The organism is Anabaena sphaerica FACHB-251, assembly GCF_014696825.1.
GTDB lineage: Bacteria > Cyanobacteriota > Cyanobacteriia > Cyanobacteriales > Nostocaceae > RDYJ01.
Genome location: NZ_JACJQU010000010.1, coordinates 103,519 through 118,034, shown reverse-complemented (window position 1 = coordinate 118,034; position 14,516 = coordinate 103,519). Strand labels below are relative to the sequence as shown.

General features: G+C 34.1%; 11 protein-coding genes. 2 read left to right on the top strand and 9 right to left on the bottom strand.

Annotation, left to right across the window (positions count from 1 at the left end):
* Window positions 1-128 precede the first annotated feature (128 nt).
* On the top strand, window positions 129-1,070 hold the full coding sequence (locus tag H6G06_RS17020) for an RpnC/YadD family protein (RefSeq protein ID WP_190562212.1): 942 nt from the start codon (window positions 129-131) through the stop codon (window positions 1,068-1,070).
* 46 nt (window positions 1,071-1,116) lie between these two features.
* Here the strand turns inward: H6G06_RS17020 and cas3 are convergent, their stop codons facing one another.
* Both cas3 and H6G06_RS17010 read right to left on the bottom strand, forming a co-directional pair.
* Window positions 1,117-3,174: a CRISPR-associated helicase Cas3' gene (gene cas3, locus H6G06_RS17015; RefSeq protein ID WP_190562210.1), complete on the bottom strand. Its 2,058-nt coding sequence runs from the start codon at window positions 3,172-3,174 to the stop codon at window positions 1,117-1,119.
* Entirely contained in the window at window positions 3,155-3,778 is a 624-nt protein-coding gene (locus tag H6G06_RS17010; RefSeq protein WP_190562208.1) for a DEAD/DEAH box helicase, read from the bottom strand. Before H6G06_RS17010 ends, cas3 begins: the two co-directional genes overlap by 20 nt.
* Window positions 3,779-4,035: 257 nt before the next feature.
* On the opposite strand from H6G06_RS17010, the gene H6G06_RS17005 reads away from it, so the two are divergent.
* The gene (locus tag H6G06_RS17005) at window positions 4,036-4,674 is read left to right on the top strand and encodes a Uma2 family endonuclease (RefSeq protein ID WP_190562206.1); all 639 of its coding nucleotides are present in this window, start codon (window positions 4,036-4,038) and stop codon (window positions 4,672-4,674) included.
* 78 nt (window positions 4,675-4,752) lie between these two features.
* On the opposite strand, the gene H6G06_RS17000 is transcribed toward H6G06_RS17005, so the two are convergent.
* The 7 genes from H6G06_RS17000 to H6G06_RS16970 are packed head-to-tail and all read right to left on the bottom strand — an operon-like array spanning window position 4,753 to window position 14,419.
* Window positions 4,753-6,759 carry a TIGR03986 family type III CRISPR-associated RAMP protein gene (locus H6G06_RS17000; RefSeq protein WP_190562205.1) on the bottom strand — a complete coding sequence of 669 codons (2,007 nt, stop codon included), beginning with the start codon at window positions 6,757-6,759 and terminating at the stop codon, window positions 4,753-4,755.
* Window positions 6,760-6,761: 2 nt separating this feature from the next.
* On the bottom strand, window positions 6,762-7,364 hold the full coding sequence (gene csx19 / locus H6G06_RS16995) for a type III-D CRISPR-associated protein Csx19 (RefSeq protein WP_190562203.1): 603 nt from the start codon (window positions 7,362-7,364) through the stop codon (window positions 6,762-6,764).
* Window positions 7,361-8,944, bottom strand: coding sequence for an RAMP superfamily CRISPR-associated protein (locus tag H6G06_RS16990; protein WP_190562200.1), 1,584 nt, complete (start codon window positions 8,942-8,944; stop codon window positions 7,361-7,363). The genes csx19 and H6G06_RS16990 overlap by 4 nt, the downstream gene beginning before the upstream one ends.
* Window positions 8,937-10,658, bottom strand: coding sequence for an RAMP superfamily CRISPR-associated protein (locus tag H6G06_RS16985; RefSeq protein WP_190562198.1), 1,722 nt, complete (start codon window positions 10,656-10,658; stop codon window positions 8,937-8,939). The genes H6G06_RS16990 and H6G06_RS16985 overlap by 8 nt, the downstream gene beginning before the upstream one ends.
* Window positions 10,655-11,371: an RAMP superfamily CRISPR-associated protein gene (locus H6G06_RS16980; protein WP_190562196.1), complete on the bottom strand. Its 717-nt coding sequence runs from the start codon at window positions 11,369-11,371 to the stop codon at window positions 10,655-10,657. Before H6G06_RS16980 ends, H6G06_RS16985 begins: the two co-directional genes overlap by 4 nt.
* The gene (locus H6G06_RS16975) at window positions 11,364-13,052 is read right to left on the bottom strand and encodes a Cas10/Cmr2 second palm domain-containing protein (protein WP_242039732.1); all 1,689 of its coding nucleotides are present in this window, start codon (window positions 13,050-13,052) and stop codon (window positions 11,364-11,366) included. The genes H6G06_RS16980 and H6G06_RS16975 overlap by 8 nt, the downstream gene beginning before the upstream one ends.
* Window positions 13,028-14,419: a Card1-like endonuclease domain-containing protein gene (locus H6G06_RS16970; RefSeq protein ID WP_190562194.1), complete on the bottom strand. Its 1,392-nt coding sequence runs from the start codon at window positions 14,417-14,419 to the stop codon at window positions 13,028-13,030. Before H6G06_RS16970 ends, H6G06_RS16975 begins: the two co-directional genes overlap by 25 nt.
* Window positions 14,420-14,516 lie beyond the last annotated feature (97 nt).

Genomic DNA, 14,516 nt, shown 5'->3' with positions numbered 1-14,516 from the left:
CTGGTTTTCAACCCATAGGAGTTGTCTACTTCCAAACAGTATATACCTACTTGGAAGAGGGGTATTCCGATTAACTTTATGTAGAAAAAAGTCGTTATGATAGTTCTAACATCTACTGAAAAACGACTGTGAGTGAAGTAAAAGCCGATTATGATGGTGCTTGGAAGGAAGGGGTAGAAAAATACTTTGAGGCATTTTTAACATTCTTCTTTCCCCATATTTACAACGAAATTGACTGGACGCGAGGTTATGAGTTTCTTGACCAAGAACTCCAGCAATTGATGAGAGAATCGGAGGTTGGTAAGCAATTTGTTGATAAGCTGATTAAAGTTTGGCTGAATGATGGTAGAGAAACCTGGTTACTAATCCATTTAGAAATCCAAAGTCAAGTAGATACTGGTTTTCCTAAACGGATGTTTTCCTATCATTACAGGATTTTTGACCGTTATGGTCAAGAAGTTGTTAGCTTGGCTATTTTGGGAGATAATCAAGCAAATTGGCGACCTCAAGAATACAGTTATGAACGTTGGGGATGTGGGTTAAGTCTTCAGTTTCCTATTGTAAAATTACTGGATTATCAACCTCGCTGGTCAGAATTAGAACAAAGTGATAATCCTTTTGCAGTATTGGTGATGGCGCACCTACGTACACAAGCCACAACTAAAAATTTAACAGGACGGTTGCAGTGGAAATTAAGTTTAGTTAAGCGGATGTATGAGTTAGGATATAGTAGGGAAAAAATTCTTCAGTTATTCGATTTGATTGATAGACTGATGACTTTACCACCGGATTTAGACTTGAATTTCAAAACTGAATTGCAGCGTTTCGAGGGTGAAAAAGAAATGAGATATGTGTCAAGTATTGAACGTTTAGGAATAGCTGAGGGTATTCAGAAATCTATTGTTAAAATCATCAGAACTAGATTTCAAGATGCTCCTTCTGAATTAGTGGAACAAATCAATCAAATTTATGATCATGAACGACTCAACCAGTTATTAGAACAGGCAATTACTATAGGTTCTATTACTGATTTTCAGCAACAATTAAGCCAGGAAAATAAAAATAGTTAATAATGATTAATGTAGAGATGTTGTGGATAACTTCTCTACATAAAAATTAAACATGAAAATTCAGTTGTACTGAACGCTGGTCACACAGCCTTAACGCTCTGACTACCAACAAATACAAATGAAAATACTCGAATGTATCAGCAGAGTTTAACTGACTCAAATCAAATTTACTTTTAACTGGATACATAGTTTTGCTGAGATTTGCTGATTTTAATGGTAAGGTTGGGGGTAAAAAGCGTGTCATACTTTGCCAACTTTGGGCGATCGCTCTTTGTGCTTCTGGATGTAATTGTATATTTTTAATTTTGACTGTATCTGATTGTTCCCAACCATTACTCCAAGCAGAATGATGACGACCCGTAGCCATGAGAACTACCCACCAAATATTCTGAATTTGTTCATTATCAGCCTCAAAATAATCACGTAATAAGGGAACTAAAGATTGTGTGAGAATATCCCTAGCTAGGAATGCACTTTCAACAGCGTGGTTAGGACGTTTGTGTTTTTTTTCGTGGTCTTTAAGTGCTATTTTTTGTTGACTGTCTTCTGGGTTATAATCAGTGTGTGCCAGTAAATGTTGTTTGGGGTTTTGACCTTGGAATGAAGAATGGGCGATCGCTTGCCATTTTCGCATCACTTCCTGCCATTTAATTTGTAGTTTACCCAGGTCATGGGTAAAGATAGCAAAAAACACCAATAATTCAAATAATACTGCTGCTTCTGATTCTTGAATCTGGGGAAATATTTTGTTTTTAATTAATTTTGTCCCTGTTGGTAATAGTTCATTTTTAACACTATTATAAATCGTAGGTTCGACTTTACCATTTTTCAAAGACAATGTTTTAAATGGTTTACGCCAACAAGTCCACATACAACCCAAATGTCCAACATAAGTATCCATTTGATAACGATATTCACTGACTATTGAACGCTGTGATTTTGGTGGAGAAATAAACCCATTACCAAATTCATTTACACCTATTAGTAAACCAATATTTTCATCATAATAAATATAACGTGGATTCACCAAAATTTTAATACTATTTATCAGTGATTCACGGGATTTAATCTCTGTACAAACAGGTTGACTATAAGTTTCTGCTTTGTCTTTGGGTGCTTCAATTCTTTTGAAAATCCAATCTGCACCAAATTCTAGGTTTTTAAATTCTCGCCAAACTTTACACAGTGTAGAAACGGGAACTGAAAAAGAAATTAACTTACGTGGATCAATGGGTTCTTGTGTAAAATCAATAAATAATCCACCTTCTTCCCAAACAAATAAACTCCGACTATCAACATAACGAATTAACTCTGTAGCGGTGTAGTTTTCACCTCTAAAAAATGCCGCTTCAAAATTATTTTCAAACTGCATTTGATTATTTTGTCGGCGTTGTTGTTGCAGTAAATCTTCTGCTGTATGCACCTGATTAATCCAAGTTTCCTCGGTGCGAAATCCCACATTTTCATGTACTTGATTTGATTCTGTATGTGCTTGTAATACTTGCCATGTTAATTCACAGGTTTCCTGAGCATAAGGTAAAAAACTTGGTTTTTTATCGGTAGCTGCTTCTGTTTCTGTATCTATATCTGCTTCCGCAAGATTAGCATAAGCTTGGTTAACTTGCACTGTACGATAAACAAAAACTTCCCCCTGTTCATCTTGGAATCTTGCACAACGTCCCGCCCTTTGTAATAATGAGTTCATCGGGCAAAGTTGACTGTGCATTACTTCACAGGTAATATTAATCCCTGCTTCAATTACTTGAGTAGAAATTAGCACATAACAAGTTCCATCATCTTGCCAATTTTCAGCGAAGATTTCTTTTAAAAATGCTTCTTTTTGGGCGCGATGTTCTGGTAAAAATCGAGAATGTAACAGGGTAATATTTAGTGTATAATCATGATTTATTTCTTGCAAATCTCTATATAAACCCTGGGCTTGAGAAACGGTGTTACAAATAACAATAACTCGTTTGCGGTGGCGTGTGTGTATATCTGCTATGATTTCTAAGGCATTTAAAGATTGAGATTTTGCTTGAAAAGTACGGCAGCGTTTACCTTCAATTGCTTGTAAATCAGTGTCTTCAATTTGAATTATTTCCATTGTCTATTAAATTTTGAATTTGTGTTGCTAGTTCGTTGGTTAAGGTGGCGGTCATGAGGAGAAAAGGTGAGATTCCTTTAACTTGTTGCAGAACCTTGATCACAGTAGTAAAAGAACGGTCGGGATCTAGTAAATGCAGTTCATCAAATACTAAATAAGATGCGAATATTGCCCCAGAGTTAACGTTAGCTGAACCCCGACCAACGGAGTAGGGAATATTCAAAAAACTGCTTAACATTTGGTCAATGGTACAGAAAACTATATCACCTTCAAAACGGGGGTCTTCTGGGTTTTCTCCGGTTTGTAGGGTGACGACTGGACAAGGGATATTTTGAGTTTGTGACCACCGTTGAACCAGGATTTCTGTTCTTTGTCGCAGACTGTTGGCCAGAGTTCGGAGAGGGACGACGTAGATTAACTTGTTGGGGAAGTCGAGGTTGAGGGTTTTAGCAAAGAGGAAGGGTGAAATAGCGGTTTCGGTTTTTCCTGAACCTGTGGGTGCGCGGAGAAGGATGTCTTGACGGTTGAGGAGTTTGGTAATAACTTCTCGTTGAAAGTTGCGTGGGGGAAAGGTGGTTAGGGTTTGGAAGTGTGCATCTATCATTAAGTGCGGTAGGTCCAAGAATTTTCGTTTTTAAACATACCGCATGGTTGGAAGAGGGGTTTTCCAGTTTTACGGATATAATTTTTGACCAATTAATAGCTGACGCGATTGCACTTTGCTGGCAGTATTAAACATTAATAAATTAAAATAAATTGTGATACCATATCAATTAGTCATCAGTTGTATATTTAAAGATATACTTAATTTCTTACTAAATACTGACGGCTATTGATGGCTTACTGATGCTGCGAGGAATTATGCTGTTAACTGAACGTCGCGCTGATCGGGTAGTTCTCCATAATATCAGTTGGCAACAATTTGAGAATTTATTAGTAGATTTAGGTGAAAGCCGAGCAGCTAAAATAGCTTACGATGATGGCACATTAGAGATTATGACACCATTACCAGAACATGAATATTACAAAGAAATAATTGGTGACATCATCAAAGATACAGCAGAGGTTTTAGAACTAGATTATGAATGTTATGGTTCAACTACCTGGAAACGAGAATTAAAAAAGGCGGGGATAGAATCTGATAATTGCTTTTATTTTCAAAATGAGGCATTAATTAGAGGCAAGCTCAAGTTTGATTTGAATCAAGACCCACCCCCCGATTTAGCTTTAGAAATTGATGTCACCAGTAAATCATTAGATAGGTTTTCTATCTATGCAAGGTTAGGTGTACCTGAAATTTGGTGTTATGACGCTGGAGAAATAAGAATTTACCAATTGCAGGGTAAGGAATATCTCCAAGCAGAAACAAGTTTAGTTTTTCCTAATTTGCATATTCAGGAAATTCCATCACTAATTGAAAGATACCGCATGGCAGGAAGGCGGGTTTTTAGGCAAGCAATCAGGGAATGGGTAAGGGGACAGATGAATAGGGAAGAGTAGGGCGATCGCTATTTGGGAGATTTGGGGGTGTGGTGCGATCGCTTTTATTTTTTCGGTGGTTTTGGTCTAGCAAAGACTCTAAACATCACCAGGATTTGGTAAAACTGGACGCAGATCATATTCATTTTTGTTCTGAGGATGTTCTATTTTCATATAGCGTACACTACCTGGGGGTTTTCCTGGAAAACTTAACATTGTTAACAACATTTTGATCCGTTCTACATTTTCTAAGTTTGTATCAGGATTTTCACATAACAAATATTTTTTAAATTCCTCTACAAATAATTCTGCTTCAACTTCAGTATCCTTATAATTACCTGTTTCCCAATTATTCCCATCAAATAATTTATGATAACGTTTTTCTTGACGTTGACTAAGCCATAATACTTGGTTAGTCAGTTTAACTGTTCCCATTCCAAATGGTTTACCCATACCAAGAGAAAAACGATATTCTTGATTATTTTTTACATAAATACGCTTTTCTTTTTCTTTAGCTAAATCCAATATCCATAATAATGCACCTAGTTCTTGTTCAGTGAAATTATCAAAATAAATTTTGAAATGAAAACTAACCTGTGGATTGATAGGTCTAATTTTTGTATATTGTTTTGGTTTTTCGCTTATGTCTTTCAAATCATCTTCTGTAATTGAACTATGATTAACATCTTTATGATGCCAATATAATTTATATCCACGAATTACTGTATCTTGATGAGGAACACTACCATAGTGTTTGAGATTTTCCCTTTTACCATCAGGATCAGTTTGTACTAAATAATGCTGAAATGTAGTAGGTTTAGGAGTAGCTAAAATTGGAGGAGTAATTCTTTCATTAGGGTTTTGCTGACACCAAATCTTATCTTCTGGAATCGTATCATCAACGATAGCATCAGTTATAAATATTCTTCCAGCGCGAGCTTGATCTTGTGATTTTTTATTTACCCATCCAAATATTGCTTCAGTCATGTCAATATCGGAGTTTTCAGAACTCTTTAATCTTGAAGGAATAAAATCTGTAACTGAAGCAGCACGTCCATTATTACCAGGAGGAGTATAAGGTACACGGAAGTTAGGATTATGACCAAATAGAGTTACTTTTTCATTTTGTTTAGGTTCTCTGAAGAAAACAGGATAACCATTTTTTAAGACACCGCTATTTTCATCAAAATATTTTTTCTGAAATTCCGTTAAGCCAGCAATATAATCATCTACAGCACCATGATCAATTTCTTTATAATCATCTGTTTTTTCTCCTATTAAACAATGATATTGACGTGGAGATTTACCTCCCTTATTTCCTTCCATCATATTACCACTTGTAACTAAATATCCTCTGTATTTATGATTAGGGTTATCTTTGCTAATCTGGTTAGCAAGGTAGCGAGTTTTATAGGGAGTGATATCATCAAATCTTACCGCTAAATACTGAGGCTTATAATCAGCATTATTTAGTTTTATTAATTCAATATCATCAGGTATCAATGATTCTTTAATCCATATAAATAGGTGTTTATCAATATCTTGAGCGATATAAATTCGCCAACTACCATCCTTTTGCTGTTGTAAATATCCAGCTTTTATTTTATTTTTTTCTTGGTCAAGTAATTTTTTATTATATTCTCCAGTTAGAGGATCAAGTTTGGGTGCTGCAACAGCACGAAAAAATAATTTTTGATTTCCTGAAACTTGATGGAATTTACTATAAGTAACAATTTCCATCATTGTCCTGAGCATACCTCTAATACTACTACCAGGAATGATTGGACGATTATTAGCTGGGTTATTAAAAAAATCAGTCCAGCGTTTTTGTTCTTCTGATGTTACCTGCTCCAGTTCTTGATGATTACAACTTAAATCACCAAAGGTTTTAAAATCATCTGGAATTAATCCGTTACGAATATATAATGGAGTTTCTGTAACTAAAGTACATTCAATATAACCTGTGTATCGCTCTTTTTCATAACAATTGCTATTTGGTAGTTGTTGTGCTACGACTAATTTATTTTCATCAGGTAGTTCTACAAAATTATAAGGAGCAAAAGCACGATTATTTTTAGATTTTGGTGTAATATGTCTAGGATTCATTTTTAAATCTCCTTATTTGTTAAATCAACCAAACGACTTAGATAAATCCGAGCAACACCCGAATCATCATAATCAATATAATGACGAACTATTAATCTAACTTTATTTTTTAGCTTGCCATTTTCTTTTTCTTCTAACTCAATATCTGTAAAAGGTACAGCGTGTTGTAGTCCTTGTGAACCATCCCATAGCAAAGTAAAACCATTTGGATGGTGTTCTCCATGTGTTCCCCAAAGGATTTGAAGTTCTGGTATAAATTCTGTTTTTTCTTCATCTTCAATTAAACGTGCTTTGAAACCTCCATCGGTTTTCCAAATCATCACTTCTGATTTATGCCCAAAAATACGACATTGTTGTAAAGTTTCCTTTCTCAAAGTTGGAAAATCGCATTCAGGAAATAATTTAACTGGTTCAGTAGTTGTAATCAATTCACCATTTTGGAATTTACCCCATATTACACCATCATCAGCATGAGCTAAAAGGTAATTTAATTGGTTGTCACTAGATTCTTTTTCTAATTGTTGTGCTTGTTCTTCAAGCCATGTTTTTAAATTAAAATCACATGGTACTTCTAAAGGGTTACATTTTGGTTTTGGGATAGTCATTTTTTCAATTCCTTATTTAACTCATCAAGAAAGTATTGCAAGTATTCAGCCGTATTATCGGTAGATTCAGGATCATCTTCTCTAATAATTAAAGATTGATTATTCTCAGATTGTTCAATGATTAACTTTCTCTTTTCTTGTTTTATTCGTAAAGTAATAGTTGCATCTTTACCTTGTAATCTACCTCTACCAATACTGCTTGTACCTCCTACTGGTAAATCACCAGTCCATAAATCTTTTAGTAATAATAGAAGTAACCCAATTTCATAATCTTCTGGATTACGTAATTCAAGATTTAATTTTAAATGTGTATCCTTTTTAGGAAATATTGGCTGTTCATTGAATAATGCACCATGTAAAGTACCACCAGTAAAACGGTCAATAGCTATGCGGTTTTGTACTAAATCTGTGGTGTTTTCAATGACACTTTCATGAACTATTAAACGACTAGCTTTTGCTTTTTCGTTATTTTGATCAATATCCTCTATTTCAGATTGATATTTTTTATCAGGCACAAAACCAAATATTTCCTTGATAATTCGCTTTGTAACTAGAGGTTTTTTGCATTCGGTTAAAGTATTAACAATTTTCTCTGCACGATGACGTAACACTCCAGCTAAAGATGTACCAGATAAAACAGGTTTTAATTCTCCATTACGTCGTGATTTTAAATGTACTACATCAGGTGCTTTATCATTGGATGCTTGACCAGAACGAATTAATAAAGGACTAGCAAGGGTGAATGTGGCATCAATTTTACAGAACTCGCGCTGATCATCTTTTTCACCCAGAGATACATTTAATGCTTTTGCAATTGATGTATGAGTTGGATAATCAGGAAATAAACCAGAGTGCCAATGTTCAAATTTTAACCAATCTAATCTTTGTTGATGATCTGTTAAATCAAATTGCCATACTTGCCACTCGTTGACATGACAGCGACCAAAACCACGATGCTTTTTGATTCCTAAGCTGATTTCACCTTGTTCTAAACCTTCAACTGGTTCTAAACCTTGGAGCGCGATCGCTAATCCTTTTAGTAAACTAGGTTCATCAGATCCTTTTTCTATCAATAACTCAAAACATAGGGGAAATTCTGTACCTGCTTGCAGGAGTTCTAAGTCATATTTTGCTTTATCTGCTGCTGTACGAGTGACACTATCAATTTTTACACTATCTCTTAGTTCAGTTTGGATAGTAGAATTACTAATAGAATCATCTATGATTAATAGGCTTTGATTATCTTGTGATTTAATTTTTATTTTTTCTTTTTCATCAGTAATGTTGACTTCATTGTGATAAGCAAATAAGTCACCAAATAATTTAGTTACTAACTCATGACGATAATCTTTTAATTGATATCCTTTATTGTGTTCACGCAAATAGTTTCGTAATGCCCCAGCTACTGATGAACCCGTTAGTAAAGCATGGTTGCTAATAGTATCTCTTAACAAAGGTAAATCAATTAGATTATCAGCATCACCACTTCCTAGACAAGTAGGAGTATCTAAAACTAAATTACCCCTTACAATAATGCGCCTAATAATATTTCGATTTGAATTATGACGGTTTTCAATCATTATTTTTCTCCTTCATTATCTTTTTCACAACTGCTATAATTAATCGGAGAGAATATTCTAGCGTGATATAAGTATCAATATCCTTATCTTCACCTGCAATAATAACCTTTGGTTGATCATCAGCTATTAAATGTTTGGTTTCTGGATTACTACGCCAAACATTTTGTAACCAAGAATCTTCTACATTAAGACATTGCTTAATATTTTCAGTTAACTTACTACGCTCAAATTGTTTAAGAGCATTAGAAGGTAAGTTATGCAGTAAGTTGTTAATTGGTTCAACTAATTCTGTAATGCTCCTACGTTCATTTTCATATTTAGTTTGTTCAAATTCTACTTCATATAAAACCTGTCTTGCCACAAGCATTAACCTTGATAATTGACTATTTGAAATCTCTTCTGGGTTAGTCAAACTGATCTTACTAACTTGTTGTATTATCAAATCATCAAGTTTTTTTCTTACTATTCGATTAGCTATACCTACTGCTATTTTAGAAGATTCTGATTTTAGCGGTTCTTTGTTCTGAGCTTGTTGTGTTGTTTGAAATTCTGGGTTAAATAATTTAGCTTTATATTCTTCTGTTTCTTCATTTAGCCAATTAAATATTACTCTGCCAAAACCGTCTACTCTTCTTTCACCAATTCCTTGTTTTTCAATTTTTTTAGCATTATCTAAAAACTCATGAAACTTGTCTGAACTAATATCAATATTTTCAAATACAAATACACTTCCTGCTGCTAAAGCTGGTGTTTGTGGTAATGGTAATCCCCATTTACGGTTAAAACCACCTACAATGATACTACTAGCATAAATCCCATTTTCTTGAAATTTAAGCTCTTGATTTAGAGCATCTGAAAGTATTTGTCGTAGTGTTTCTGGATTGCTTACAATTTGCCCACATTCATTATATATAATGGTATCACTTAACAGTGTAACAGTTAAATTTGCCTGATTTTCTATACGTTCTCTTGAAGCACTTTCTACTTCATAGTATTCATGATTATTATTTAATAGTTGTATTTCAGCATGGCCATATCCTGCACTTTGAGAACCACCTAACCAAACATCTTTGTGTTGCAATAGTGATTCAATAATAGATTGATCTTCTTCGGTTTCACATAAAACTACCCCTTGAAAAGTTTGACCTGCATCTATAGCATCATAGCTAAATACTGCACCACTACCCTCAATACCTTTACCACGTTTGCGATCGCGTTTATTATGAATATTAATTCTGCGTTTAACTTTGTAAAGCAATACTTCGTCTTCATCTACTAAACAAAAGTTTTCTTCTAGCAATTTCGGAGATAAATTTTCTTCATAATCATTCGTTAATTCCTTTTGTTCCTCTAAAGGAATTTTACTGAAATCGTAGATAGTTTTTTCTTTATCTTCTGAAAATGTTACTCCCTTATCCTTATACCAAGAACGTGGTGTGGGTAAAGTACGCTTATTATCTATTAATGGGTAAGCATTCAAGTAACGAGTGGTTTTAGCATCAAAAAATAATCGTTTTACATTTGGAAGTTGCTGAATATCTAAAGTATCATCATTTACTTTAATTCTATTTTTTTGCAAATAACGACCAATTAGAAAACCTCTAATCATACTACCAGGAATGTAAGGATGAGATACATCACTATTAGGATCGCCTTGAAGTGATGTAGCCAGAATTGGTTGCTGAGTATGTAGTAAAAAAGTAACTGCTTTCATTTATTTCTCCCAAATCTTTGAATATAATTCATATTTTTAGTAATCTCTTGTGCAGAATCATAGAGACTGCATTTTACATGACCTTTACCCCGATTACGACCACTGCCAATTCTCCTTAGTGCCAATGTACCCACAGTCAAAAGTGCTAACATATCCTGATCATCATCCGAATTTTCATCTAATTCAGTTTCAAATAATATGTTGGATTCAAAAATCAATTCTCGCAAAATAACCCGTGCTGAACGTAAACTATGATCAGCCGATATGCCTGTTTCTGTATCAATAGCAGTCTGACGACGAATAGTAGTCAAAGACTCTAGAATGTCTGTAGATGTCAGTTTAGGTTTGTATTTCTTATCATTTTGTTTTTTCTTTTCTTCTGAATCTATTTGTGCAGCAATTTCTGTTCTTAAATCAGATGGTAAACAAGCATCTCCCAGATGAATTTTTCCCTGAGTACCAAGGGTACTACCTGGTACACCAAATAATTCATTACTGATTTTTTGCCAGTGTTGACGCTGGTTTTCATCAGATAAAACAGCTACTAAATTATCGCATTCTTCACTAAGCAACCCTTTGAGAGTACGCCCTCGGAGGTATGGAAAACCATAGCGATCATGTTCTACTTCCTGATCAACTAAACCTGCTACTCCGTCTCCTCTACCAAAAGTAGTATCACTTAAAAGTGTAATTTTGATCGTATATTTACTCATTTGCTTCTGCTTCCAAAGGAATATAAAAGTCCATTGCTTCAATTGCATCAAAATAGCCACATCTATCTTTCCACCAGCCTTCTTTGGCAAGTAGAGAATTTGCATTTGGGAAGTCTGGTAATTTTAATCCATAAGCCTGTATGTATTGCTCTGTTGCTTTCTTTCCTTGCCTTAATACTTCTCGTAAAGCCATTACTTTATTACGACGGTCTTTGTGATCTGGATGTGTATTGAAATAATTAACTACTTTTAAAAATCCAGTCCAAGTACGCCATTCATCTGGATAAGGGTGAGAACGTAAAGGACGCATATTCAGGTGAGCAATCTTATCATATTCTGGAATTTGTACACGATACTCACGCTCTCGAATTTCACTAATACTACCTAATAAACTACTAGATGCAATATGCCAATCTAATGCAGAAAATATAGGCTGTTTTCCAGAATAATTATCAGTTTCTTCCCTAACAAATTTTTTAGCATTGCTGCACAAAGATTTACTCAAATCATAAGCCTTTGAAAAAGGATAGTGAGTTTTAACAATAGCAATGCCGGCACAGGCTGTCACTTTTTCTTTACCATTTTTACTAGGTAAGTCTTGAGTAAATTCCTCAAACTTTTCTAAAAATTTTACCGCTAGAGATAAACCTAACCGCCCATCACACACAAAATTTACATCATCACCACCATATACAATAGGTCGGAAAGGTAAATAGTTATCTTTAATTTTAAACTTATCTTCGTTAATTAAATTGATAACTGCCTGACTAACAGCTTCTAATGCGTTTTGACTAGCTTGACTAACTCCCCAAGAAAGCTCACGCATAGCAATAATAAATTCTTGGTCATTAGATTGAATTTCAGCATAGTTTTCAAAACGTTTACCCATTTGATTACCGTCAATATGAATCACAGCCATATAACTGCTTTCATTTTCTGAACGTCCTAAATCATCAACATCATAAGGAATATCATATTGTTCGTTTCTCTTTCTAATTTTGTTCTCATCAAAAATAATTTTTTTAAGATAATTATTTGCATTAGGATCAGCAATATCAAGTTTGCTGATAGCTTCCCTAGATAATGTTCTAGTAATACCATCAATTTCTCTTGTTTCTGCTCCAACTAATCCAGTGGATACACAAGCTGCTGTTACACTTAAACCCAATAAAGGATATGATGATATCGGTTTTCTTTTCTGGATATCTAATTTACCTTTTATCAGATCATATTTAATAATATCTCTTAAAGGTTTTTCACCGTTCCATTCAAATGGTTGATGAGCAATTGCAACATTCAAACCAGGAGCTTCTACTAAAATCTTTTTAGTCAAAAGTTTAGTAAATTGTTGAGCATAATTTTCTTCTGTATCTCTAAAGAGTAAAAAAGTATTTCCTCCACCAAAGTATATTAATTCAGCGATAATTTTAGAATCTTGATAAATACGTGGTTCTAATTGATTAGAAGCAACATCAGGAATGTAAACATTTCCTAACTTCCTCAAACAATCATTGATCCAGTTATGATCTGTAATCCAATCACCTGTTGCTAGTTTAACAAGATACGAAGCACCCACATTTTCTTTTAATCTATTACTACCAAAGATGTATTTCTGGATGCCAGTAGTATCAATTACAGTGACAATGTATTTGTTCATTATGCGTCTACCTCTTGAATCCATGCTTTGAGTTTTTCTGATAAATCTGTAATATCCTGACTTCCAAAAACCCTAACTTTAGAGTCATTAATTTGACTCCTAAAACTTTGTTTGATTTTATTTGGTTTATCAGAATAGCAAACTAACGCAATTCGAGCTTCATCTCCTCCCATTAGCCGCGCTCGACGATAAGCTTCAAACAACTTAGATTTACACAAATTTTCAGTATTATCTGTAGTACAGGATATAGCAAATAGTTGATATCCTCGTAAAAAAGCTACATCAAATTCAAAAAATGCAATATCTGCTTTTTCCGGGAAATCAAATGACATACCAATGTCATTAATATTAATTAAGCACTCTATTTCAATTTTCTTTAACTGCTGTAATACATAGTCTTCTAGCCAAATACCTTCAAGCCATTTACAAATTTCTTTGGGATAATCTTTATTTTTTTTAGGTTTAGGAATCCTTTTTTTGTCTTCGATTTGCTGTAGTGATTCTTCAATTGTTTGAATTGATAAATTTCCGTTACAATCTAGGAAATTATACTTTTCCAAAACATAAGTTATCTCTTTTGGTAATTCATGGATAGGCAATGATAAGTCTCTCAAATTAGTGGCATTTTTCCATTCTCCAAATTTAAAGTATATTTCTGTAACAAGATTGTTCTGGTTCTCGTTTGTTTCTTTGTCTTGGATTTCTAATTTAGTTTGCACTCGTTCTACTTCTTCTTTTTGCCGTCCTTCAATATAAAGTTGGTTTTTGCACCATTCTCGCCATGCTAAATTATTTTTAACTATAGCTTCTACTAATTCGGGGAGTGTAACATGAATCTTGGGTACTTTACTTAAAGATAACCCATGCAACCTAAAGAGTTTTTCTAGTGAAAGTTCAAGAGATTCTTTGGATATATCGCAGGGAATAGGATGGTCTTTTTCTTGATCAATTAACATTTTTAAACTACTAGAATCTAGGTAGCTAAGGAAAGGAGGTGGAACTAGCTTGATATCTGATTTTTCCTTATCAGGATGTAGTAGTGCTTGATAAGCATGAACAGCCATTGCCTTTGTACCACCAGTATAATTAAGCCCAAATTGTTTTTTATCTGGGAAATTCGATTGAATTTCCTTAATTTTTTGTCGTATTCTTTCCTTTATTTCATGAGCATTAGATTGATAATTATCTAGTGGAACTAATTCTTGATCACTGAGTCCTAATTCTTCCTTTAGACGTTTAGCAGGTTTATCAGTATGTTCAGTAAAAACAAGATAAGGTTTCCCACCTTCCTCTAACAAAGTCTTTGCCGCCACGTAATTAGGTAAAGGATTTTCACCTATCAGCAAAAATAGATGGTCAACTTTGTACTTATCTAACTCAGATGTACTCATAATCTTTAATGTATCCTTTTATCAAAATTTCTATAACCAGTATACATAGCATTGGAAATACCCCTTTCCAATATCTGCTAAATTAGAAAGCGCACAT